The 20,231-nt window shown below is 73.1% G+C and carries 13 protein-coding genes and 1 pseudogene; 7 read left to right on the top strand and 7 right to left on the bottom strand.

What is annotated here, in order from left to right:
* Window positions 1-183 precede the first annotated feature (183 nt).
* Both ACFZCY_RS41670 and ACFZCY_RS41665 read left to right on the top strand, forming a co-directional pair.
* The gene (locus ACFZCY_RS41670; RefSeq protein WP_391186185.1) at window positions 184-1,944 is read left to right on the top strand and encodes an ATP-binding protein; all 1,761 of its coding nucleotides are present in this window, start codon (window positions 184-186) and stop codon (window positions 1,942-1,944) included.
* Between the two features lie 79 nt (window positions 1,945-2,023).
* The gene (locus tag ACFZCY_RS41665) at window positions 2,024-4,648 is read left to right on the top strand and encodes a hypothetical protein (RefSeq protein ID WP_391186060.1); all 2,625 of its coding nucleotides are present in this window, start codon (window positions 2,024-2,026) and stop codon (window positions 4,646-4,648) included.
* On the opposite strand, the pseudogene ACFZCY_RS41660 reads toward ACFZCY_RS41665, so the two are convergent.
* A pseudogene (locus ACFZCY_RS41660) lies at window positions 4,641-7,095 on the bottom strand (SpoIIE family protein phosphatase). The gene ACFZCY_RS41665 and the pseudogene ACFZCY_RS41660 sit on opposite strands and share 8 nt — an antisense overlap.
* A gap of 204 nt (window positions 7,096-7,299) precedes the next feature.
* Between ACFZCY_RS41660 and ACFZCY_RS41655 the strand changes: the two are divergent.
* Window positions 7,300-7,512: a hypothetical protein gene (locus tag ACFZCY_RS41655; RefSeq protein ID WP_391186058.1), complete on the top strand. Its 213-nt coding sequence runs from the start codon at window positions 7,300-7,302 to the stop codon at window positions 7,510-7,512.
* A 33-nt stretch (window positions 7,513-7,545) separates the two neighbouring features.
* Here the strand turns inward: ACFZCY_RS41655 and lpdA are convergent, their stop codons facing one another.
* Entirely contained in the window at window positions 7,546-8,946 is a 1,401-nt protein-coding gene (lpdA, locus tag ACFZCY_RS41650; RefSeq protein WP_391186055.1) for a dihydrolipoyl dehydrogenase, read from the bottom strand.
* A gap of 30 nt (window positions 8,947-8,976) precedes the next feature.
* Here lpdA and ACFZCY_RS41645 point away from each other — a divergent pair, with 30 nt between their 5' ends.
* The gene (locus tag ACFZCY_RS41645; RefSeq protein WP_391186053.1) at window positions 8,977-9,351 is read left to right on the top strand and encodes a S4 domain-containing protein; all 375 of its coding nucleotides are present in this window, start codon (window positions 8,977-8,979) and stop codon (window positions 9,349-9,351) included.
* A 29-nt stretch (window positions 9,352-9,380) separates the two neighbouring features.
* Here ACFZCY_RS41645 and ACFZCY_RS41640 read toward each other — a convergent pair whose 3' ends face one another.
* From ACFZCY_RS41640 to ACFZCY_RS41630, 3 genes are read right to left on the bottom strand one after another with little or no spacing between them, the layout of a single operon-like run.
* Entirely contained in the window at window positions 9,381-10,634 is a 1,254-nt protein-coding gene (locus ACFZCY_RS41640; RefSeq protein WP_391186050.1) for an FAD-dependent oxidoreductase, read from the bottom strand.
* The gene (locus tag ACFZCY_RS41635; protein ID WP_391186047.1) at window positions 10,631-12,061 is read right to left on the bottom strand and encodes an FAD-dependent oxidoreductase; all 1,431 of its coding nucleotides are present in this window, start codon (window positions 12,059-12,061) and stop codon (window positions 10,631-10,633) included. Before ACFZCY_RS41635 ends, ACFZCY_RS41640 begins: the two co-directional genes overlap by 4 nt.
* 31 nt (window positions 12,062-12,092) lie before the next feature.
* Window positions 12,093-13,568, bottom strand: coding sequence for an FGGY family carbohydrate kinase (locus ACFZCY_RS41630; protein ID WP_391186045.1), 1,476 nt, complete (start codon window positions 13,566-13,568; stop codon window positions 12,093-12,095).
* Window positions 13,569-13,868: 300 nt separating this feature from the next.
* On the opposite strand from ACFZCY_RS41630, the gene ACFZCY_RS41625 reads away from it, so the two are divergent.
* Together ACFZCY_RS41625 and ACFZCY_RS41620 are read left to right on the top strand one after the other, a co-directional pair.
* The gene (locus ACFZCY_RS41625; protein WP_391186042.1) at window positions 13,869-14,876 is read left to right on the top strand and encodes a hypothetical protein; all 1,008 of its coding nucleotides are present in this window, start codon (window positions 13,869-13,871) and stop codon (window positions 14,874-14,876) included.
* Between the two features lie 86 nt (window positions 14,877-14,962).
* The gene (locus tag ACFZCY_RS41620) at window positions 14,963-16,483 is read left to right on the top strand and encodes an amino acid permease (protein ID WP_391186040.1); all 1,521 of its coding nucleotides are present in this window, start codon (window positions 14,963-14,965) and stop codon (window positions 16,481-16,483) included.
* A 101-nt stretch (window positions 16,484-16,584) separates the two neighbouring features.
* Here the strand turns inward: ACFZCY_RS41620 and ACFZCY_RS41615 are convergent, their stop codons facing one another.
* On the bottom strand, window positions 16,585-17,826 hold the full coding sequence (locus ACFZCY_RS41615; protein WP_391186037.1) for an FAD-dependent oxidoreductase: 1,242 nt from the start codon (window positions 17,824-17,826) through the stop codon (window positions 16,585-16,587).
* 182 nt (window positions 17,827-18,008) lie between these two features.
* Between ACFZCY_RS41615 and ACFZCY_RS41610 the strand changes: the two genes are divergently transcribed.
* Window positions 18,009-18,737: a peptidoglycan-binding protein gene (locus ACFZCY_RS41610; protein ID WP_391186034.1), complete on the top strand. Its 729-nt coding sequence runs from the start codon at window positions 18,009-18,011 to the stop codon at window positions 18,735-18,737.
* Between the two features lie 15 nt (window positions 18,738-18,752).
* Here the strand turns inward: ACFZCY_RS41610 and ACFZCY_RS41605 are convergent, their stop codons facing one another.
* Window positions 18,753-20,051 carry a CAP domain-containing protein gene (locus ACFZCY_RS41605; RefSeq protein WP_391186032.1) on the bottom strand — a complete coding sequence of 433 codons (1,299 nt, stop codon included), beginning with the start codon at window positions 20,049-20,051 and terminating at the stop codon, window positions 18,753-18,755.
* Between the last annotated feature and the right edge of the window lie 180 nt (window positions 20,052-20,231).

Raw genomic sequence — 20,231 nt, 5'->3', positions numbered from 1 at the left:
GACACGGGTAACGGGGGATCAGTCACCGTGAGCAGTGTGGACACGAGTGTGGTCACGACGGCGCCGACCGCGGCCGCCGGGCGGCAGGAGCGAGCGGCCGCGGAAAACGGCCGGCGGGCCACCGCCGGCGCCTCCGAGCCGCCGCGCCGGGCCGGGGCCCGGCTGGAGCAGTTCATCAGCGCCATGATCGCGATGCGGCAGACCGGCCAGGTCTTCGGCGAGCACGGGATCGGCAAGACCTCGACGTTTCTGTCCTACATCCCGCGGGCCCATCCGGGCACCGAGGTCATCCTGGTCCCGGCGGCCAACCTCACCCCCGACGATCTGCTGGTGAACGCGCCGGTGCGGGACGACCGCACCGGGGAGCTGGTACTCACTCAGCTGATCATGCGTCAGCTCACCCCGGGTGTGCCCTTCGTGCTGCTCATCGACGACTCGCTGCAGGCCGGGGAGACCATCCAGTCCCAGCTGATGCAGATCGCCTGCAACTGGACGCTGGGCGAACACGATCTGCGCGCGCTCGGCTGTGTCGGGGTGTTTCTCGCGGACAACGAGTCGCCGGCCGAGACCAGCGCCCGGCGCGGCGATCTGGCCGTCCTGGACCGCATGGTCACCCTGCGGATCACGGCCAATGACACCGCCTGGCGGTCCACGCTGGCCGAGCGGTACGAGGACTGGGACCTGACCGGGGTGTTCCAGATCTGGGCCGGGCTCACCCCGTATCTGCGCTCGCTGCTCTCCCCGCGCACCCTCCAGCACGTCCTGGACTGCGCCCGCGCCGGGTTTCCGCTGTCCTGGGGGCTGCCACTGGTGGGCGGGGTGCGGCTGCGGCTGCGCGACCGCGGGGCCGACGGCTCCCCCGGCCCCGACCGCACCGCCGAGCTTCTCGACGCCATCGCAGGCGCCCTGGGCCTCCCCAATCCCGCCACCATCCCCGACCCGGTGCGGAGCATCCTGCGCACCGCGGTCCGGGAGAACTGGGCGGTGCTGCTCCAGGGCCCGCCCGGCTGCGGAAAGACGGAGATCACCAAGGCGGTGGTCCGCGAGGAGAGCGGAAGCGAGCCGGTGTACTTCTCGCTGCCGGTGACCAACGTGGAGGACCTGTGCGTGCCGATCCCCACGCCGGACGGCACGCTGGACACCCTGTTCAGCCGCGCGCTGATGGGCCCCGACCCGAAGGTGATCATCTGGGACGAGTACAACCGCCCCAAGGACAAGGCCACGTTCGCCAAGCTGATGGAGATCACCCAGGAGTGGTCGCTGGCCGGGCGGCCGATCCCGGGGCTGCGCGCCCAGGTCGCGCTGCAGAACCCGCCGTACCACCTCGGCCGCAAGCTGCTGGTCAGCAGCAACAACGTGGCCCAGGCCAGCCGTTTCACGGTGAGCTACGAGGTGAGCCCGCAGGACATCCCGGCCAACGAATGGCTGATCGGCACCTACGGCGAGGTGGCCGAGACGGTTCTGGAGTGGTGGAAGAGCGACATCGACGACGAGGGCCGGGACTGGATCACCAAGCGCACCCTGGAGCGGCTGATCAAGCTGCACCACGCCGGGCAGCCGCTGGAGACGGGGCTGATCTATCTGGGCGACGGCGAGTACGCCCCGGTGCCGCTGTCCAAGCTGGAGGCGCGGCTCGCCGAGCGCGCCGAGCAGCGGGTGATCGGCCTGCGGGAGATAGCGCGCGACGTGGACCGCTGGGAGGCCCGGCTGGCGGCCGCGTCCGAAACGTCGGACGAGGGGACCAATGACACCGATCTGGTGCACCAGGTGCTCGCCAACGCCGAGGTGTCCCAGCTCAAGCGGAACGCCGAGGTGGTCGCCCGGCTGCTGCGCCATATGCCGCCCAAGCTGCGCGCCGCCCACATGGTGGGCCAGTCGCCGGAGCGGCAGCGGTTCTGGATCGGCGCACTGGCCCGGATGACGGAGCTGTCCGGCACCGGATGAGCCCGGCCCCGCCCTCTTCCACATCCCTCCCTTCCCCCGCTCGCACAACGGGACCGAACGACGAACGGAGCGCGCCCGCGTGGTGACGTACGAACGGGACACCCTGGTGTCCGCGGCCTTCCAGGTGGCCGGCCCCTCCCTCTCCTCGGCGCTGATGCCCCGGCTCCGGCAGGAGACCCTGAGCCTGCTCCGGTCCCGGGAGCGGCTGCCCGCGCATCTGGTGGACGAGGTGTTCGCCTCCGGCGACCGGGAGCTGCTGGAGGCCCTGGCCGGGGCGCGGGCCGGCGCCGAGCGGCAGGCCGAAATGCTCCGGCTCGCCGAGCTGGCCGACCCCGGCCTGGCCCGCACGCTCTACACCGAGCCGCTGTCCGGCACATGGCGGCAGCACCTACGGCGTACGGTGCTCAGCGCGGCGGCCGCGCACCCGGCCGACCCCGGCTGGCGCGCCCCGGGCGGCCTGGTGGACTTCCTGCTGTCCGCCACCGCGCCGTACGACCTGCTCCCGGCGCTGGAAGCGCCCTTCCCCGAGGTGGTGCGGCATGTGCTCGAGAAGATCGGCACATCGCTGGACGCGTCGCAGCAGCTGAGGGCCTGCCGCGCGGCGCTCACCCACGGTGGGGTGGCCGAGGTGGCCGCCCTGGCCGAACTGGCCGCTGTGCACCCGGCGGTGGCGGAGGTGGTGCGCCGGGCGGAGGCGGCGCAGGACCCGGCCGCCGTGCTGGAGGCGGCCGAACGGGCGGCCGTCGAGGCGGCTTCCGTCGGTGAGGAGACGGCCGGGGAGCCCGAGGCGGCCGAGGCCGCACCCGCCGGTGATGAGCTGGTGCGGCGGCTCCGCGAGCTCACCTACGGGATGGCGAATCCCCCGCTGGACGCCGTGGACTGGGAGTTGCTGCTGGCCGAGGACAAGCGGGAGCCCTTCTCCGGGCGCACCCTCCTGCTGCTGGCCTCCCACCCGGACTGCCCGGACGAGCTGGTGCTGGCCATGTACCGAAGGTCCTCGGAGCCCCTCCCTGCCACCTCCCCGCTGCCCTGGCGCCTGCTCACCGAGACCGACTGGAAGGACGGCTACCACCACGACCGTCTGGCGCGGCTGCTGCGGCGCGGCATCCGGGAGGGCGCGTTCCCGGTGGACCGCGTCCTGGCCGAGGTGCAGCCCGCGTCCCGGGTCCTGGCCTCGCTGCCGTACGGCACGGAACCGCTCGGCCCGGCGATGGCCGCGCTGCTGGAGCCGCTGGGCGACGACTTCGCGGCCTGGCGCGCGCTGTATTCGCTGCTCCCCCGGTTCACCGGGACGAGCACGGAGCTGGTCGCGGCCGCAGTCGAGCAGCAGGCCAAGCACCGCGGCAAGACCTGGCCGAGGCCGCTGGAAGCCGAGTATCCGGTGAAGCGCCCGGAAGGGCTCCGCGGGGTGTTCCTCCGGCTGTTCCTCCAGGCCGCCGAGGAGGTGCAGAGGGCACTGGCGCCCCATCTGGACCGGCGCGGCGTCCAGCATCTGCTGGTCTTTCACCAGCCGTCGTCCGCCCTGCGCGACCTGTTCGTGAACCTCCACGGCACGTCGGTGCTGGCCTGTACCGCCTCCGACTGGGAGCTGCCCGCGGGCAAGATCGAGGAACTGCTGGCCCACGACGAGCCCGAGATCAACACCAATCTGTATGTGTACACGGCGCTCACCGACGAGCAGCGCCGGGGCGTCCTCGCGGGCCGCCGGTTCGGCGCCCCACCCGGAGCGGACGGGGCGCCGGACGCGGAGCCGCTGCCGATCACCGATGAACTGATCGAGCACATACGGCTCAGCGGGCGCCGGCACTGGCTGCTGCCGATCTGCGACTCGGGCGATCCGCGGCTGGCCCGCGTCCTGCTGGGCAAGATCAAGCTGCACACGCTCGCCGGGCAGCTGCGTCTGCTGGTCCGGGTGTGGGAGCGGCACGGTGCCGAGGAGGTGCGAGGGCTGCTGGAGGAGACCGAGTTCCCCGAGCGCCGCAGCCGCAAGCATCCGCTGCCGAAGGCGACCCATGAGATCGTCCGGAGCGCGCTGGAGGCGGCGGACGGTCCGGCCGTGCTGCGCGCGGAGCTGGACCGCTCCCGGGGGCCCGCGGGCCGGGTGGCGTTCCTGCGCGCCCAGGGCGCCACCCGGGACCTCGTCACAACGGCGCTGGAGCGGCTGGCCGAGGAGGCCGGACCGGGGCTGCCCTGGGCGGAGCTGGCCCGGGAGCATGAGCGCGATCCGCTCCCCGACGCCCTGCTGGTGGTGCTCGCCGAGGCGGGCGACTGCCCGGAGGAGTTGCGCACCGAGGGCGGTGTGGCGGAGCTGCGGCTGCAGCACCACGCGCATCCCCACAAGTCCACCGGGCCGCGGCCGGACCCCTTGGACCTGGTGCGCCACCATCCGCTGCCGCCGCCGCCCCACCGCCGGAACGACTGGCTGGACAAGGCGGCCGGCCTCGGCACGCTGACCCCGCTGGACGTGCTGTACGAGGCGAGGCCCGCCGGGGACGCGGCCGCCTATCTGGCGTACCGCCACAACCGCACACGGCAGGACGGGCCGGACTTGGCGGGGCTCGCCGCGAGCCGCAAGGCCCTGGAGCTGGCCACCACCCATCTGGGCGAGGATCCGGAGGCGTGGGCGCTGGCGCTGCGGCTGCTGCCCGACTTCACCGGCACTTTCCCCGAGCTGCTGACCACGGCGGCCGCCATCGTCAGTTGACCGCCGGCGGGAGATCCTGCTCGGCCCAGATGATCTTTCCTTCGCTGGTGTAGCGGGTGCCCCAGCGCTGGACCATCTGGGCGACCAGGAACAGGCCCCGGCCGCCCTCGTCGGTGATGGCGGCGCGGCGCAGATGCGGGGAGGTGCTGCTGCCGTCGGCGACCCTCGCAGATCAGCGTGCGGTTGCGCAGCAGCCGCAGGCGGATCGGGCCGTCGGCGTGGCGGATGGCGTTGCCGAGGAGTTCGCTGACGACCAGTTCGGTGGTGAAGACCGCCTCGTCGAGGTTCCAGTCGGTCAGCGTGCGGGCCACGGCGGCCCGCATTCCGGCGACCACGGCGGGATCCGGGGCCAGGTCCCAGGAGGCCACGTGCCGCTCGTCCAGGGCGGTGGTGCGGGCGACGAGCAGGACCACGTCGTCGGTGGGGCGCGGCGGCAGCAGGGCGCGCATCACGGCGTCGCAGGTGTGCCCGGGGTCGGGGTCGGGGCCGGCGGCAGCGAGTGCCTGGCGCAGCAGGCCGAGTCCGGTGTCGATGTCCCGTTCTCGGTCCTGGACGAGTCCGTTGGTGTAGAGGACCAGTCGGCTGCCGGCGGGCAGCGGGATCGCGGACGCCTCGAAGAGCCGCCCGCCGAGTCCCAGCGGCGGCCCGGCGGGCAGGTCCGGGAAGGTCACGGTGCCGCCCGGGCCGACGACAGCGGGCGGCGGATGACCGGCCCGCGCCATGGTGCAGCGCTGGGCGACGGGGTCGTAGACGGCGTACAGACAGCCGGCCCCGACCGCGCCGATACCGCCATTCCTGGCGGCCTCCTCCTGGTCGAGCTGGGCCACCACGTCGTCGAGCTGGGTGAGCAGTTCATCGGGCGGCAGGTCGACGACGGAGAAGTTGTGGACCGCGGTGCGCAACCGGCCCATGGTGGCGGCGGCGTGCAGTCCGTGGCCGACGACGTCGCCGACGACGAGGGCGACCCGCGCGCCCGACAACGGGATGATGTCGAACCAGTCGCCGCCCACTCCGGCGTGGGCGGGCAGATAGCGGTACGCGGCGTCGACGGCGTGCTGTTCGGGGCGGCCGCGGGGCAGCAGGCTCTGCTGCAGGGCCAGTGCGGTGGCGTGTTCGCGTGCGTACCGCCGGCCGTTGTCGATGGCGACGGCCGCCTGCCCGACGAGTTCGTCGGCGAAGGACCGGTCCTCGTCGTCGAAGGGGGCGGCGCCCTCCAGACGCCGGAACTCGGCCTGTCCCAGCAGCACACCGCGGGCGCTGAGCGGGACGGTCAGCAGGGTGTGGCCGGAGGGCGGGCGGAACCGCTCCTCCCGTACGGCGCTGACCGCGACGCGGCGCATCCGGGACCGCGCGTCGACCGGTTCCTCGCCGCGCAGCACGGACTCCAGCAGGTCGACGGTGGCGATGTCGGCGAAGCGCGGGACCGCGACGTCGGCCAGTTCCTCGGCGGTGCGCGTCATGTCGAGGGTGGTGCCCACGCCCACGCTCGCGCCGTACAGGAGTTCCAGGCGTGCCCATGCCGCGTCGGCCTTGTCGGTCAGCGCCTGGAGTTCGGTGGTGTCGCGCAGGGTGGCGACGCTGCCCCAGAGCTGTCCGCGGCCCGAGGTGGGGCGCTGGTTGACGGCCAGCCGCCGGTCCCCGATCTGGATGACCTCGTCGGTGACGGGGCGGCCGGAGGCGAGCAGTCCGGCGGTCTCCGGGGCCAGGCCGGCCTCGGTGATCCGCCCGCCGCGCACCTCCGGCGGCAGTCCGAGCAGCCGCCGGGCCTCGTCGTTGGCGAGCACCATCCGGCCCTCGCCGTCGAGGATGAGCACGCCTTCCCGGACGGCGCGCAGCACGGCGTCGTGATGTTCGTACATTCTGGTGATCTCGGCGGGGTTCAGCCGGTGGGTCTGGCGCCGCAGCCGCCTCCCCACCAGCGCCGCGCCCCCGGCTCCGAGGACGAGGGCCAGCGCGGTGGATCCGTAGAGCATCGGCAGTTGACGATCCACCGAAGCGGTCACGCCGTGGAGGGCGACCCCGACGTTGACGATGCCGATGACCCGGCCCCCGGCCCCCGCGACGGGGGCAGCCGCGCGGATCGAGGGGGCGGAGAGGGGGACGGCGGAGACCTTGTCCGTGAAGGGTCTGCCGGCCGTGGCCGGGTAGAGGGGGAGGTCGGCGCGGGTGCCGATGAGCTTCGGGTCGGGGTGGGTGTACCGGATGCCCCGGGGGCTGGTCACCACGATGTAGTCGACACCGGACTCCCGCCGGAGCCGCATCGCGTAGGGCTGGAGGGTCGCGGAGGGGTGGCGGGACTCCAGCGCCCGCCGGACGCCGGGGGCGATCGCCAAGGTCTGCGCGACGGTGAGGGCACGTCCCCGGGCCTGGCTCTCATGGCTGCCGCGGGCCTGAAGGACCAGCGTGGTCCCTGTGGCGAGCACCAGCAGCGTCACGATCACCAGCATCAGGGCGCACACCTGCCCGGCGACGCTGCGCAAGCCCAGGGCCGAACGCACCTTCACAGGGTTTTTATCTCACATATGGACATACATCACACCTGGTGATGATTCCCTCCGTTGGAGGGACGCTGGGCCGCCATTCCCCGCGCAAGGCGAACTACGCGTGGCAAGCCGGGTATAACCGGCTACTCATCCCCATAAGGAGTTCCCATGCGTATCCAGACGGCCCTGTCCACGCTCGCCCTCGCCGCCGCGTTCCTGGCGGTCGGCGCGACCGGCGCCACCGCGAACGACGGACCCGATGTCAACGTCTACAACTCGAGCAACACGGCCTTCCCCGGCGTGTGCGCCAGCAACGAGTTCTCCTTCGTCACCGTCCCGGTCAATCTCCTGGGCGCGTCGGACTCCAGCTCCTGCCGGTGACCAGCTCCGCCCGCACGCACCTCACCGCTCGGCTCACAGATTGACCATGTGTCCGGCGAGGCCGTGCAGGGCCTCCTTCACCGCCTCGCTCAGGGTGGGGTGGGCGTGGATGTTGCGGGCCAACTCGTGGACCGTCAGATCCCACGCTTGAGCGAGGGTCAGTTCCGGCAGGAGTTCGGTGGCCTCGGGGCCGATCAGGTGGCCGCCGAGCAGTTCGCCGTGGCGGTCGTCGCTGATGAGCTTCACGAAGCCGCCGGGGTCGCCGAGGCCGTGGGCCTTGCCGTTGGCGGTGAACGGGAACGTGGCCACCTTGACGTCGAAGCCGCGTTCGCGCGCCTGGGCCTCGGTCCAGCCGAAGCTGGCGATCTGCGGCTGGCAGAACGTCGCCCGGGGAATCATCACGTAGTCGAGTTCCATGGTTTCCGCGCCGCCGATGGTCTCCGCCGCGACGATGCCCATGGCCTCGGCGGCGTGGGCGAGCATCAGCTTGGCGGTCACGTCGCCGACCGCGAAGATGTGCGGCACGCCGGTGCGGCACCGGCCGTCGACGTCGATGGCGCCCCGGTCGGTCAGCCGGACCCCGGCCCGGTCCAGCCCGTACCCCTGCACCCGCGGCCGGAAGCCGATCGCCTGGAGCACCCGCCCGGCCTGCAGGGTCTGGCGCTGGCCGCCCGTGGTCACCATGACCTTGACGGCGGGGCCCGCGTCGTTGATCGCCTCGACCCGGGTGGAGGTGAGGATGTTGATGCCCAGTCTGCGGTAGCGACGGGTCAGCTCGGCGGAGACGTCCTCGTCCTCCAGGGGGACGATCCGGTCCAGGAACTCCACAAGCGTCACCTGCACCCCGTAGCTGTGCATGATGTACGCGAACTCGACGCCGATGGCGCCCGCGCCCGCGATCAGGACGCTGCCGGGCAGGTCCGGCGCGAGGATCTGCTCCTCGTAGGTGACCACCCGCTCGCCGCGCGAGGTGCCGGGCAGCAGGTTCGCGGTGGCTCCGGTCGCGATGACGCAGTGGTCGAAGGAGACGGCCTCCGTCCGGCCGTCGGCGAGCGTGACCCGCAGGGTGTGGGGGTCGGTGAAGACGCCCCGCCCGTCGTACTGCGTGATCTGGTTCTTCCTCATCAGGTAGTGGATGCCTTTGACCCGGCCGTCCGCCACCTTCCGGCTGCGTTCGTAGGCCACCCGGTAGTCCAGGCTCAGCTCGCCGTTCACCCGGATGCCGAAGGTCTGCGCCTCATGGGTGAGCAGATGGGCCAGCTCGGCGTTGCGCAGCAGCGCCTTGGACGGGATGCATCCCACGTTCAGGCAGACGCCGCCCCAGAACCGCTCCTCGACGACGGCCGTGCGCAAGCCCAGCTGCGCGGCGCGGATCGCCGCCACATAGCCGCCCGACCCCGCCCCCAGGACCACGACGTCAAAATGTGCGCTCATGCGTCGCACCTTAGACATTAGAGTCGGGGTATGGCTTCAGACGAGGGGTCCGTTCGGGTCGACAGCTGGATCTGGTCCGTGCGGCTCACCAAGACGCGTTCGCTCGCCGCCTCGGCCTGCCGGGCCGGGCACGTCCGCGTCAACGGTGAGCGCGTCAAGCCCGCCCAAGCGGTGCGGCCGGGTGACGAGGTGCGGCTGCGCCATGCGGGGCGGGACCGGGTCGTGGTGGTGTCGCGGATCGTGCGCAAGCGGGTCGGGGCGGCCGTGGCGGTCGAGTGCTACGTCGACAACAGCCCGCCTCCGCCGCCGCGCGAGCAGACCGTGCCCATCGGGCTGCGGGACCGTGGCGCGGGCCGCCCCACCAAGCGCGACCGGCGTGAGATGGAGCGGCTGCGCGGGCTGTGACACCGGGCCCGCGCCACCGGCCGCCCCGGTCACTCCACGCCGATCCGTACCGGGCCGCCGTGCGCGTCGGCCCGGGCGACCCAGTCGGCGGACAGATGGAGCGGGCGGCCCGGGGCCACGGTGTGCGGGACACGCTGCCGGTGCAGCGTACGGCCGTCCTGGCGGACCACGAGCACCGGCCGGGTGAGGAACGCGGCGGTGCGCAGGATGAAGTGGCGATGCGGCGGGGGCGGGCCGTCCGGGGCGATACGGCCCGGCGCCACCCACCGCAGGGGGGCGTCGGTCCGGACCGGCAGCGGGGCCCCCGGCCACGGCTCGCCGGCCAGATGGCGCAGCACCGGACCGGCGGCGAACCGGCCGTCCAGCGCGGCGGTGGCGGCCGTCTCGACGGGGTGCAGCAGATTGCCCACGGCGAAGACCCCGGGTTCGCGGGTACGGAACCCGGCGTCGGTCTCCGGCCCCCGGGTGCCGGGGTCGAGGGGGATTCCGGCGCCGCGGGCCAGTTCGTGGTCGGGGATCCAGTCACCGGTGAACACCACGGTGTCACAGCCGATGGTCGCGGTCCGGCCGTCCCGGTGCCCCACGCGGACCCCCGTCAGCCGGTCGCGGCCGGTCAGTCCGGTCACGGTGGTGTCGGTGAGCAGCGGAACGCCGTGGCGCAGCCGGGCGGCGAGGTGGCGCGCCGGGTGGGTCTGGTGGCGGGGCAGGCCGGTGACCATGGCGGCGACCTCGACCCCGGCGCCGCGGAGGGTGTCGACCGCGGAGTAGCCGACGCGTTCGGCGCCCACGACGACCGCCCGGCGGCCGATGTTCTGGTGGTGCACATGGACGGCTTGCTGCAACTGCCCGGTGGTGTAGACGCCCGCGGGCCGGGTGCCGGGCACCAGTCGTGCGCTGCGCGGGCGTTCGCGGGCGCCGGTGGCCAGGACCACGGCCCTGGCGGTGACGCGCTCCAGCCCGGTCGGCGCGGTGAGGTCCACGGTGCGCGGCCCGGCCCATCCGGTGGCGGTGACGCCGGTGCGCAGGACGGCCCCGGCGCGCAGCGCGGCGGCGATGTGGCGGCGGGCGTAGTCCGGGCCGCTGAGCAGCCGGCGCAGATCGCGCAGCCCGAATCCGGTGTGATCGCAGTGGCGCGGGATGCCTCCGGCGTGCTGCTCGCGGTCGATGACCTCGACGGTGTCCACTCCGGCCCCGGCCAGCCGGGTGGCGACGGCCAGTCCGGCGGGTCCGGCGCCGATGACCAGGACGTCCACGGTGCGGTGGGTGCGGTCGGTGGCGTTCATCGGCGGGCCTCGGTGGGTGCGGCGGCGGGGGTGGCGCGGTCCTCGTCGAACTGGGCGCGTACGGCGGCTCCGCAGTAGAAGCCCTGGCAGCGGCCGCCCAGCGCGCGGGTGCGGCGCCGCAGTCCGTCGAGCGACCCCGGGGGCACGGTGGCCCGCAGCGCGTCGCGGATCTCGCCGCGGGTGACGCGCTCGCAGTGGCAGACGACGGTGCCGTACGCGGGGTCGGCGGCGATGAGGTCGGCGCGCTGGTAGGGGCGCGGGAACGCCTCGCCGATGTTCGGCATCCTGGGTGGTTCGAGTTCCTGCGCGGGGCCCGGGTCGAGGCCGCAGCGGGTGAGCAGGTCCCGGACGTGTGCGGCGATGGCCATCGAGGCGGTCAGCCCGGTGGAGCGGATGCCGCCGACGGTCACGTAACGCTGCTCGGGGTGGGCGCGGATCTGGAAGTCGGCGTGTTCGGTGGCGGCGCGGAGCCCCGCGTAGACCGCGGTGACCTCCTCGTCCAGCAGCTCGGGCATGATCCGGGCGCCCTTGTCGCGGAGCAGGGCCAGCCCGGCGGCCGAGGAGCCGGTGGCGTGCTTGTCGTCGAGGTCCTCGGCAGTGGGGCCGAGCATGACGTTGCCGTACACGGTGGGCGCCACCAGCACGCCCTTGCCGCGTGCCGTGGGCACCGGCAGCAGGATGTGGCCGACCAGGCCGCGGGCGAACTTGTCGAAGACGATGAGCTGGCCGCGCCGCGGGGTGACGCTGAACTCGGTGTGGCCGAGCCGCCGGTCGATCTCGTCCGAGTGCAGTCCGGCGGCGTTGACCAGGTAGCGGGCGCGCAACGGGCCGCGGCTGGTGGCGATCTCGTGGTGGCCTGCGGTGGTGATGGCTCCGGCGGTGCAGTTGAGGTGCAGGTCCGCTCCGGCGCGCACCGCCTGGGTGGCGTAGGCGAGGGTGGTGGTCCAGGGGCAGATGATGCTCTCGCCGGGGACTTCGAGGGCGCCGAGGGCGCCGGGCCCCAGACGCGGTTCGCGCGCGTACACCTCGTCCGCGGTGAGGACGCGGGTGTCGTGGCAGTCGTTGCGCGCGGCCTTCTCCGCGAGGGCGGGCAGGGCGGCGAGCTGTTCGGAGTCCCAGGCGACGAGCAGGGCGCCGAGCGGTTCCACCGGGATGCCGGCCTCGGCGGCGTAGGCGTTCAGCCGCCGGTAGCCCTCGCGCACCAGCCCGGCCTCCAGGGTGCCGGGAGTGGCGTCGAAACCGGTGTGCAGAATCGCGGTGTTGGCCTTGGATGTGCCGTCGCCGACGTCGTCGGATGCCTCCACGAGGGCGATGCGCAGCGGGTGCGCGGCGAGTTCGCGGGCGATGGCGGTGCCGACCACCCCGGCGCCGATGATGGCCACGTCGTAGACCTCGCCGGGGAGGTCACCCGTGGTCGTTACGGTCATGCTGGGTTCCTTGGCTCCTCGGGGCGGTTGCTCAGTGGTGGGTCAGCAGCGTGGCCACGGCCGACCGGAAACCGGCCCGGCGCTCGGCGGCCTCGTCCGCGCTGATCCGCGGTGTGTAGACGGCGGCCGGTTTCCACTCCGGGACGGCCTGCGCGAGCGGCAGGCCGGGGTCGAGTCCCAGCCGGGCGACGGCACCCACGCCGAGGGCGGTGACATCGGGCAGGGCGGACACCTCGACGGGCAGTTGCAGCAGGTCGGCCTGGGCCTGCATGAGCAGCGCGGAGCGGGTGAGGCCCCCGTCGGCCCGGAGGGTGGTGAGCGGTGCGCCCAGGTCGGCGGCGGCCGCGTCGGCGATCTCGGCCACCTGCGCGGCGATGCCCTCGCACAGGGCGCGCACCAGGTGGCCGGCGGTGGTGTCGAGGCCGAGGCCGGTCACCGAGCCCCGGAGGTCGCCGCGCCACCAGGGTGCGGCGAGTCCGGCGAGCGCCGGTACGAAGGTCACTCCCCCGGTGTCCGGCACGGAGCCGCCCACCGGGTCGAGGTCCTGGGGGCCGCCGATCACGCCCAGGCCGGTGAGCCAGCGTACGGCGGAGGCGGCGGTGTACACCTGTCCGTCGAGGCAGTAGCTGGTCTTCCCGCCGAGCCGCCAGGCCACGCAGCTCACCAGGCCGCTGGTGCCGCGGCGGGGCCGGGAGCCGGTCTGGGCGAGCAGGAAGGCGCCGGTGCCGTAGGTGCATTTGGCGGCGCCGGGCTCGGTGACGCTCTGGGCCAGCAGGGCGGCCTGCTGGTCGACGAGGAGGCCGGTGAGCGGGATCTCGTCCCCGAAGGCGGTGGTGGTTCCGGCCATGGTGTCCGCGTCGACGACCCTGGGCATCTGTTCGCCCGTCAGTCCGTAGACGTCCAGCGCCTCCGGGGACCATGCGACGCGGTCGAGGTCGAGCAGCCCGGTGCGCCCGGCGGTGGCCGCGTCGGTGACGAACGCGCCGGTGAGCTGGTGGATCAGCCAGACGTCGCTGGTGGTGACGACGCCCTCGCGGGTCCGGTGGCGGCGCAGCCAGGCCATCTTGGGCGCCGCGAAGTACGGGTCGAGGGGCAGTCCGGTGAGTTCGCGCAGGGTGTCGGCGTGTTCCTCGAGGTCCGCGCACACCGTCCGGGCCCGCCGGTCCTGCCACACCAGGGCGTCGGTCAGCGGGGCGCCGGTCGCGGGATCCCACACCAGCACCGTCTCGCCCTGGTTGGCGAGGCCGACCGCCACGACCGGCTCACCGGCCCGCGCGAGCGCCTGGCGTCCGGCGTCGACAACGGACGCGAGGAGTGCGGCGGGGTCGACCTCGACCAGCCCGCCGGCGAGGTGGCGCGTGCGCACGGCCACCTCGGCGGAGCCGAGCACACCGCGCTCCGGGCAGAGGACCAGCGCCTTGGTGCCCGAGGTGCCTTGGTCGACGGCGAGCACCGCTCCGGTCGCGGGGCCGGCCGGTGTGCGGTGGGGACGCTCTGCAGGCAGCATGTCCGGTTCTTCGGTGGGCGGTCGTTCTTCGTGTCGGGGGTGTTCTTCGGTGGGACGTACTTCGGTGGGATCGTTCCGTGGCGGCGGAGATCTTGGCTGAAAGCGTGGTGCAGCGGCGAGGCCGCGTCAAGAGCCCATGCCCGGTGTTCGGTTGCCGGACACCCGGTCCGGGGTCGCGCCGGATGCGGACCCTGGCCCCCTTGAGTCATGACGGGATGGCTATAGGATCCCGGACATCCACTCGTCAGGCCCTGGAATCCGTCGCGCCCGGTACATCACGCTCCGTCCGAAAGTCATCCGATGCCCGAGGAAGTGTTCCGCCCCGTCTACCACCCCGCGGGTTACGACAGCGGACTGCGCATCGCGTTGCAGGACGTGCGTACGGGCCGGTGGATATCCATGCGCGACCTGCTGGCGGCGACACCGACCTGGGCCCAGTGGACGCAGCGCACGCAGGTGCTGGCCGCGGTGGCGGCCGGGTCCAATGTGGTGGAGGCGTGGCGCGCCGAGGAGCCGCACAGCGTCGCCGCGCTGGTGATGTACAGCCGGGTGGTGGTGGAGCGGACCATGCGCGCCCATCGCGAGGGGCACCAGCGCACCCGCGAGCTGTGGCGGGAGGCATGGGAGTCCTGCCAGCTGGCCGCGCACAACTCCCCGGCCGACCCGGTGCCCTGGGTGTGCCAGCTGGCGCTCGCCCAGCTCGACAAGGAGCAGCGGCTGCCGGACCACCGCACGGACCCGCCGGGGCCGTTGCTGTTCCCCGGCCCGTGGGGGCTGCTGGCGGAGGCCGACCGGCGCGATCCGCACAACCGCGAGGCGTACCACCGCATGCTGCAGTTCGTGTACGCGCGGCGGGCGGGCGGTTCGCTGGCCGAAGCGGTCAACTTCGTGCAGTGGGTGGTCTCGGGGGCGCCCGGGGGCTCCCCGCTCCATGTGCTGCCGCTGTACGTCCACGTCGAGCGGTACCGCGAGGAGCGGGGCTACGAGAAGGCGCTGGACCTGCACTGGGCCACCGAGGACGCGGCACGCGACGCCGACAAGGCGCTGCACCTCTGGTTCGACCACGCGGACCCGGAAACCAGCTCGCTGCTGGATCTCAACCATCTGGCGCACGCCCTGTGGGGCGCACTGCAATTCACCGAAGCGGCCCGGGTCTTCGATGCGCTGGGACCGTATTTCACGCCACTCCCCTGGGCCTATCGCACGTCCGACGCGAATGACCGCGCGCAGGCCGAGGACATGTTCCTGCGCGCCCGGGTCCGCTGTCTCGCGGGCGCCCGCGGAAACAGACCCGGCTACGGCGGCTGAGCCGTCCCTTCCCCTGGCCGATCCCTTTCCCCCACCCTTTTCCCACCTCTGCTGACCGTCCTCGCTTTCCCCTTCGGAGGTATGTCATGTCCACACCCTGGTCCCGTTCCGTTTCGACACCACAGCAGGACGAAGAACAAAGACTGCGCGAGCTGGGATACCAGCCGGTGCTGGCCCGCCGGATGGGGAGCTTCGGCAATTTCGCCATCAGCTTCTCGGTCATTTCCATTCTGTCCGGTTGCATGACCCTGTACGGGTTCGGGCTGGACACCGGCGGCCCCGCGGTGATGCTGTGGGGCTGGGCCGGTGTCGGGCTGTTCGTGCTGTGCGTGGGCCTGGCGCTGGCGGAGGTCACCAGCGCGTATCCGACCTCCGGCGCCCTTTACTACATGGCCGACCGGCTCGGTGGCCGCGCCTGGGGCTGGTACACCGGCTGGCTGAACCTGCTGGGACTGCTGGGCGCGATCGCCGGTATCGACTACGGCGCGGCCCAATTCACCGGCGCCCTCCTCAATTTGCAGTGGGGATTCACCCCCACCCCACAGTCGACCATGGTTATTTTCGTCTGCATTCTGTTGTTGCATGCCACACTGAATCTGTTCGGAGTGCGCCTGGTCAGTCTGCTCAACTCGGTCAGCGTGTGGTGGCACTTGGCGGGAGTCGCGGTCATCGTCGGCGCGCTGGCGATCATTCCGTCCCACCATCAGTCCCCTGAATTCGTGTTCACCGAGTTCGTCAACAACACCGGCTGGTCGAATCCCCTCTATGTGGCCGCCATCGGCCTGTTGCTCGCCCAGTACACCTTCTCCGGGTACGACGCCTCGGCGCATCTGTCCGAGGAGACGTCCAACGCCTCCGTGTCCGCCGCCCGTGGCATCGTCCGCGCCATCTGGGTGTCCTGGGTGGCCGGGTTCGTGCTGCTGGCGGGGCTGACCTTCGCCATCCAGGACTACGCCGGGACGCAGAAGAGCGCCACCGGGGTGCCGCCCGCGCAGATCCTCATCGACGCCCTCGGCACCGGTGGGGCCACGGCCATGCTGCTCATCGTCATCATCGCGCAGCTGTTCTGCGGGAACGCGGAGGTGGCGGCGGCCAGCCGGATGGTGTTCGCGTTCAGCCGGGACGGCGCGCTGCCGGGCTCCCGGCTGTGGCAGCGGGTCAGCAGCCGCACCCAGACCCCGGTCCTCGCGGTGTGGCTGTCGGTCGCGGTGGCGTGCCTGCTGGCCCTGCCCTCCCTGTACTCGGAGACCGCGTACGGCGCGGTGACGGCCATCAACGTCATCGGCATCACCCCCGCGTATGCGATCCCCGTCTTCCTGCGGCTGCGCGCCGGGGACCGGTTCACCAAGGGGCCGTGGCATCTGGGCCGCTGGAGCAAGCCGATCGGCTGGGTGGCGGTGGTGTGGGTGGCGCTGGTGACGGTGCTGTTCTGCCTGCCGCAGTCCAGCCCGGTGACGGTCGATTCGATGAACTACGCGTCGATCGCGCTGGCCGCGGTGCTGGTCCTGGCCACCGTCTGGTGGTTCGTCGCCCGCCGTTCGTACAACACGCCCTCCGCCTATGGCTCCGCCCGTGAGGAGGCCGAGATCGCCGAGGGCATCGTCTGAGACGGAGCATCGTCCGAGACGGGCTCTCCTCCGAGCCGCGAGACCGCGGGGCCGGATGCGCAGATACGTTTCTGCGCGTCCGGCCCCGCAGTCGCGCGCGCTCACTCCCCGCGCAGCAGCGACGAGACCGGGGGCCGCTCGCGCTTCGCGCCGTACGCGAGGAAGTACGCCGGGGCCCGCTTGAGCCAGGGCGCCCTGGTCAGCACCTCCGCCAGCCGCAGCGGCTTCCTGCCGTCGCCGAGTGGTGACCGCCCCGCGAGCAGTGGCGCGATGACCCGGGCGTGGGCGATCCGCTGGAGCGCCTGGGTGCCCGCGGCGGTGGGCCAGCGGCGGCGCTGGACGGCACGGACGTCGTGCAGGCCCAGGGTGCCCTCGCGCAGCGGTCCGACCAGGTGCCGGGCGGCGGCAACGGCGTCCTCGACGGCGAGGTTGATACCGATGCCGAAGACGGGCGACATGGCGTGCGCCGCGTCGCCGATGCACAGCAGCCCGGGGCGATGCCAGCGGCGCAGCCGGTCCAGCCGTACGTCCAGCAGCTTCACCTCGTCCCAGGAGCGCAGCTCCGGCTCGCGATCGCCCATCCACGGGGTGGCGGCCGCGAACGCGGCCTGGAACCGGTCCAGACCACCGGCGCGCCGGGTGGCGTCGGCTCCCTTGGGGATCAGCACGGCGCACTGCCAGTACTCGCCGCGGTCGATCATGGCGGTCAGGAAGCGGTCGCCGACGTTGCCCACCAGCCCCCTCGGATCGCCCTCGTGCCGCGGCAGCCGGAACCACCAGGCGTCCATCGGGCAGGAGAACTCCCGCAGTCCCAGCTCGGGCAGCCGGCGGGCCAGCGAGCCGCGGCCGTCGCAGGCCACGGTGAGGGTGGCCCGCAGCTCACCGGTGCCGCCGTCGGCGGTGCGGTAGCGCACCCCGGTGATCCGGCCGCGCTCCTGGAGGAAGGAGGTGGCCTCGGTGTTCATCCGCAGCCGGAACGACGGCTCCTTCCCGGCCTCGTCCGCCAGCAGGTTCAGCAGATCCCACTGCGGCACCATCGCGACGTAGTTGTACGGGCCCGGCAGCGCGCTCAGATCGCCGACGGTGAACAGCTCGCCGTCCGCGCCGATCGGCAGCTGCACGGAGTGCACATGACGCTGCGGCAGCGCGGCGAACCGCTCGGCCAGGCCCAGGTCCTCCAGCAGCGCCAGGGTGCTGGGATGCACGGTGTCGCCGCGGAAGTCGCGCAGGAAGTCCCCGTGTTTCTCCAGGACGGTGACGTCCACGCCCGCCCGGGCCAGCAGCAGCCCGAGGACCATCCCGGCGGGACCGCCGCCCACCACGCAACATGTGGTCCGCTCCATCGATGTGCTCCCTTCGGAGTTCCGGGGCCGTTCCGTATCGCTTCCCTCCGGACGCCCGGCACCGGGCGCGGCACTCGGGTGAACGTCACGGCTCCGCGATCGCCGGATGGCGATCGGCTTGAGTCTTCCCGGACTTCCGTCCGTATCCCCCGCTGAACGGCGTGGGGCACAAGGAGGTCTGTATGGCAGCCGAAACCGATCCCGACCGGACCGGCGGGCGTCACGTGATCGAGCCGACCGCGATCTTCCGTCCGGGGGCGGAGGGCGGCGAGGACGCGGACGGGCCGGTGGAGGAATGGATGGAGGACCTGGATCTGTTCCGGCCTCCGGGCGAAACGGGTGATGCGCTCCCCCCGGAGGCGCACCGGCTCGCCGAGGACGAGACCCAGGTGATGGATGCCCGCGTCTCGGCGTCCGACTCCTGGGGCGCGGTCGACCCGCCGCCCGAGCCCGCCGCTCCCCCACCCGCGACGGTACGGCGCCATGCCCGGACCGCCGCGCTGATCGTCGCGGGAGTCGGGCTGGGCGTCGCCCTCGCCCTCGTTCTGCTCCTCCCCGGCGGCGCGGCCATCAACGTCGCCGCACCGGGCGGCGGCCCCACGGCGTCCGACGCCGGCCGCCCGCCGACCGCGTCCGCCGCCCCCACCACGGCGGTCCCGGCGCCGCCGGGAAGCCAGGCCGGGGTGCTGAGCCAGGGCGACAGCGGTCCACAGGTCTCCGAGCTTCAGACACGACTGCTGAAGATTCCCGACGTCTACCGGGACGGACAGGTCAACGGCCGGTACGACCGGACCCTCACCGAGGCCGTGGCCCGATTCCAGCTGTGGTACGGGATCCGCGGCGACGAGGACGGGGTGTACGGCGACGCCACGCGGCGCGACCTGGAGTCCCGTACCGGCACCGTCACCTGACGGCGCCCCGGGCGGCTACCGGCTCGCGCCGAAGACCTGGGTCCAGTACGTGCCGGCGCGGCTGCCGGTGGCGTAGCCGACGCCTATGTGCGTGAAGTCGGGCTTGAGGATGTTGGCACGGTGGCCGGGGCTGTCCATCCAGCCGCGCACCACCTCCGCCGGGCCGCGCTGCCCGCACGCGATGTTCTCGCCGATGCCGGGGTGGGTGGCCCCGGCGGTCGCGGCCCGGTCCCAGGGCCGGCTGCCCTCGGGGCTGATGTGGTCGTAGAAGTCGCGGGCGACCATGTCGTCGCTGTGCGCCTGCGCGGCCACCGTCAGCCGCGGGTCGGGGGCCAGCGGCGCCAGCCGGGCGGCGGCACGCTCGGCGTTGGTGAGCGCGATGACCTCGGACGCGAGGCGCCGCAGACCGTCCGCGGTGAAGGGCTGCGCCCATACCGCCGTCCAGAACACGTCTCCGGCGCCGGTCGCCCGGCCGATGCCCACATGGGTGACCGCCGGGTCCCGGAACGGGCCGCGGCGCTCCTCACCGGACAGGCAGTAGTCCACGAACGCGTCCGGGGTGCGCGGCCCGGAGACCAGGTGCTCGGCGACCGTGAGCGGGGCGTAGCCCCCGGCCGCGATCCGGTGGAAGAGCGACGTCCCGTCAGGGCCCTCCGAGCCGAGCGCGCCCTGGGCGGCCATGGCCGCCGCGTGGGCCTCGGCGGCCCGGGTGAGCCGTGGGTCGAGGGTCACGGGTGGTACGCCGTGCCGTGACCGGGCGGCGTTGACGAGCCCCATGACCCCGTCACCGCCGGGCGGCGGGGGCTCCGGCGCGGCCGGGTGGTCCGCGGTGCCGTCGTCCGCGACGTCGACGCCGAAGTCGCGCGCCACCCCGGCCAGCCCGTCCGCGTACCCCTGGCCGATCGCCCGCACCTTCCACCGGGGGCCGCGCCGGTAGATCTCGGCGAGCAGCAGCACCGTCTCGGCCCCGGGGCGCGGCGGGGCGAACCGGGCCGGCGGAGCGCCGCCGCTTCCGGTGACGCTCATGACGGGCGCGGGCAGCCGGCCGAGCGGGGTGCCGGGGTCGGCGGGGCTGACGACGACGGTGACCCGGCTCGCGCCGGGGCGCAGCTGTCCGGGCCGCACGGTGACGGTGTCCCCGTCGACTCGGACACCGGGGGCGGTGGGCTGGTTGAAGAAGACGAAATCGCCGTCGCCCGCCACCTTTCCGTCGTCGCCGGTGATCAGCGCGGACAGGTCGAAGGGACCCGGGACGCGGATGGTCAGCGTGCCGTCCGGCAGCGGTTGGTTGCCGCCGGGCACCAGCTCGGCCATGGGTCCCCTCCTTGCGCACCGCGGATCCACCAGGCCAACGGCCCGCCCGCAGCGGCGGTTCCCGGCTGGGGCTTTCCCCTACCCGCCCCCGTTATCTTCTTCGCGGTCCTGCAAGGGGACCGCTGGCCTCCGGGCCCGGCATGACTGTTCCCCCCTGTCGAAGGGATGACCTGGGGGGTG

This window comes from Streptomyces sp. NPDC007983 (assembly GCF_042958345.1).
Taxonomy (GTDB): domain Bacteria; phylum Actinomycetota; class Actinomycetes; order Streptomycetales; family Streptomycetaceae; genus Streptomyces.
Note: the sequence above shows the minus strand (reverse complement) of the source record. Positions and strands in the feature narration are given on the sequence as shown.

Excerpts from the sequence above, each read along its gene's own strand:
- ACFZCY_RS41670 (WP_391186185.1), top strand. The coding sequence starts at position 184 with ATGATCGCGATGCGGCAGACCGGCCAGGTCTTCGGCGAGCACGGGATC.
- ACFZCY_RS41655 (WP_391186058.1), top strand. The coding sequence starts at position 7,300 with ATGCGTATCCAGACGGCCCTGTCCACGCTCGCCCTCGCCGCCGCGTTC.
- lpdA (WP_391186055.1), bottom strand. The coding sequence starts at position 8,946 with ATGAGCGCACATTTTGACGTCGTGGTCCTGGGGGCGGGGTCGGGCGGC.
- ACFZCY_RS41645 (WP_391186053.1), top strand. The coding sequence starts at position 8,977 with ATGGCTTCAGACGAGGGGTCCGTTCGGGTCGACAGCTGGATCTGGTCC.
- ACFZCY_RS41640 (WP_391186050.1), bottom strand. The coding sequence starts at position 10,634 with ATGAACGCCACCGACCGCACCCACCGCACCGTGGACGTCCTGGTCATC.
- ACFZCY_RS41635 (WP_391186047.1), bottom strand. The coding sequence starts at position 12,061 with ATGACCGTAACGACCACGGGTGACCTCCCCGGCGAGGTCTACGACGTG.
- ACFZCY_RS41630 (WP_391186045.1), bottom strand. The coding sequence starts at position 13,568 with ATGCTGCCTGCAGAGCGTCCCCACCGCACACCGGCCGGCCCCGCGACC.
- ACFZCY_RS41625 (WP_391186042.1), top strand. The coding sequence starts at position 13,869 with ATGCCCGAGGAAGTGTTCCGCCCCGTCTACCACCCCGCGGGTTACGAC.
- ACFZCY_RS41620 (WP_391186040.1), top strand. The coding sequence starts at position 14,963 with ATGTCCACACCCTGGTCCCGTTCCGTTTCGACACCACAGCAGGACGAA.
- ACFZCY_RS41615 (WP_391186037.1), bottom strand. The coding sequence starts at position 17,826 with ATGGAGCGGACCACATGTTGCGTGGTGGGCGGCGGTCCCGCCGGGATG.
- ACFZCY_RS41610 (WP_391186034.1), top strand. The coding sequence starts at position 18,009 with ATGGCAGCCGAAACCGATCCCGACCGGACCGGCGGGCGTCACGTGATC.
- ACFZCY_RS41605 (WP_391186032.1), bottom strand. The coding sequence starts at position 20,051 with ATGGCCGAGCTGGTGCCCGGCGGCAACCAACCGCTGCCGGACGGCACG.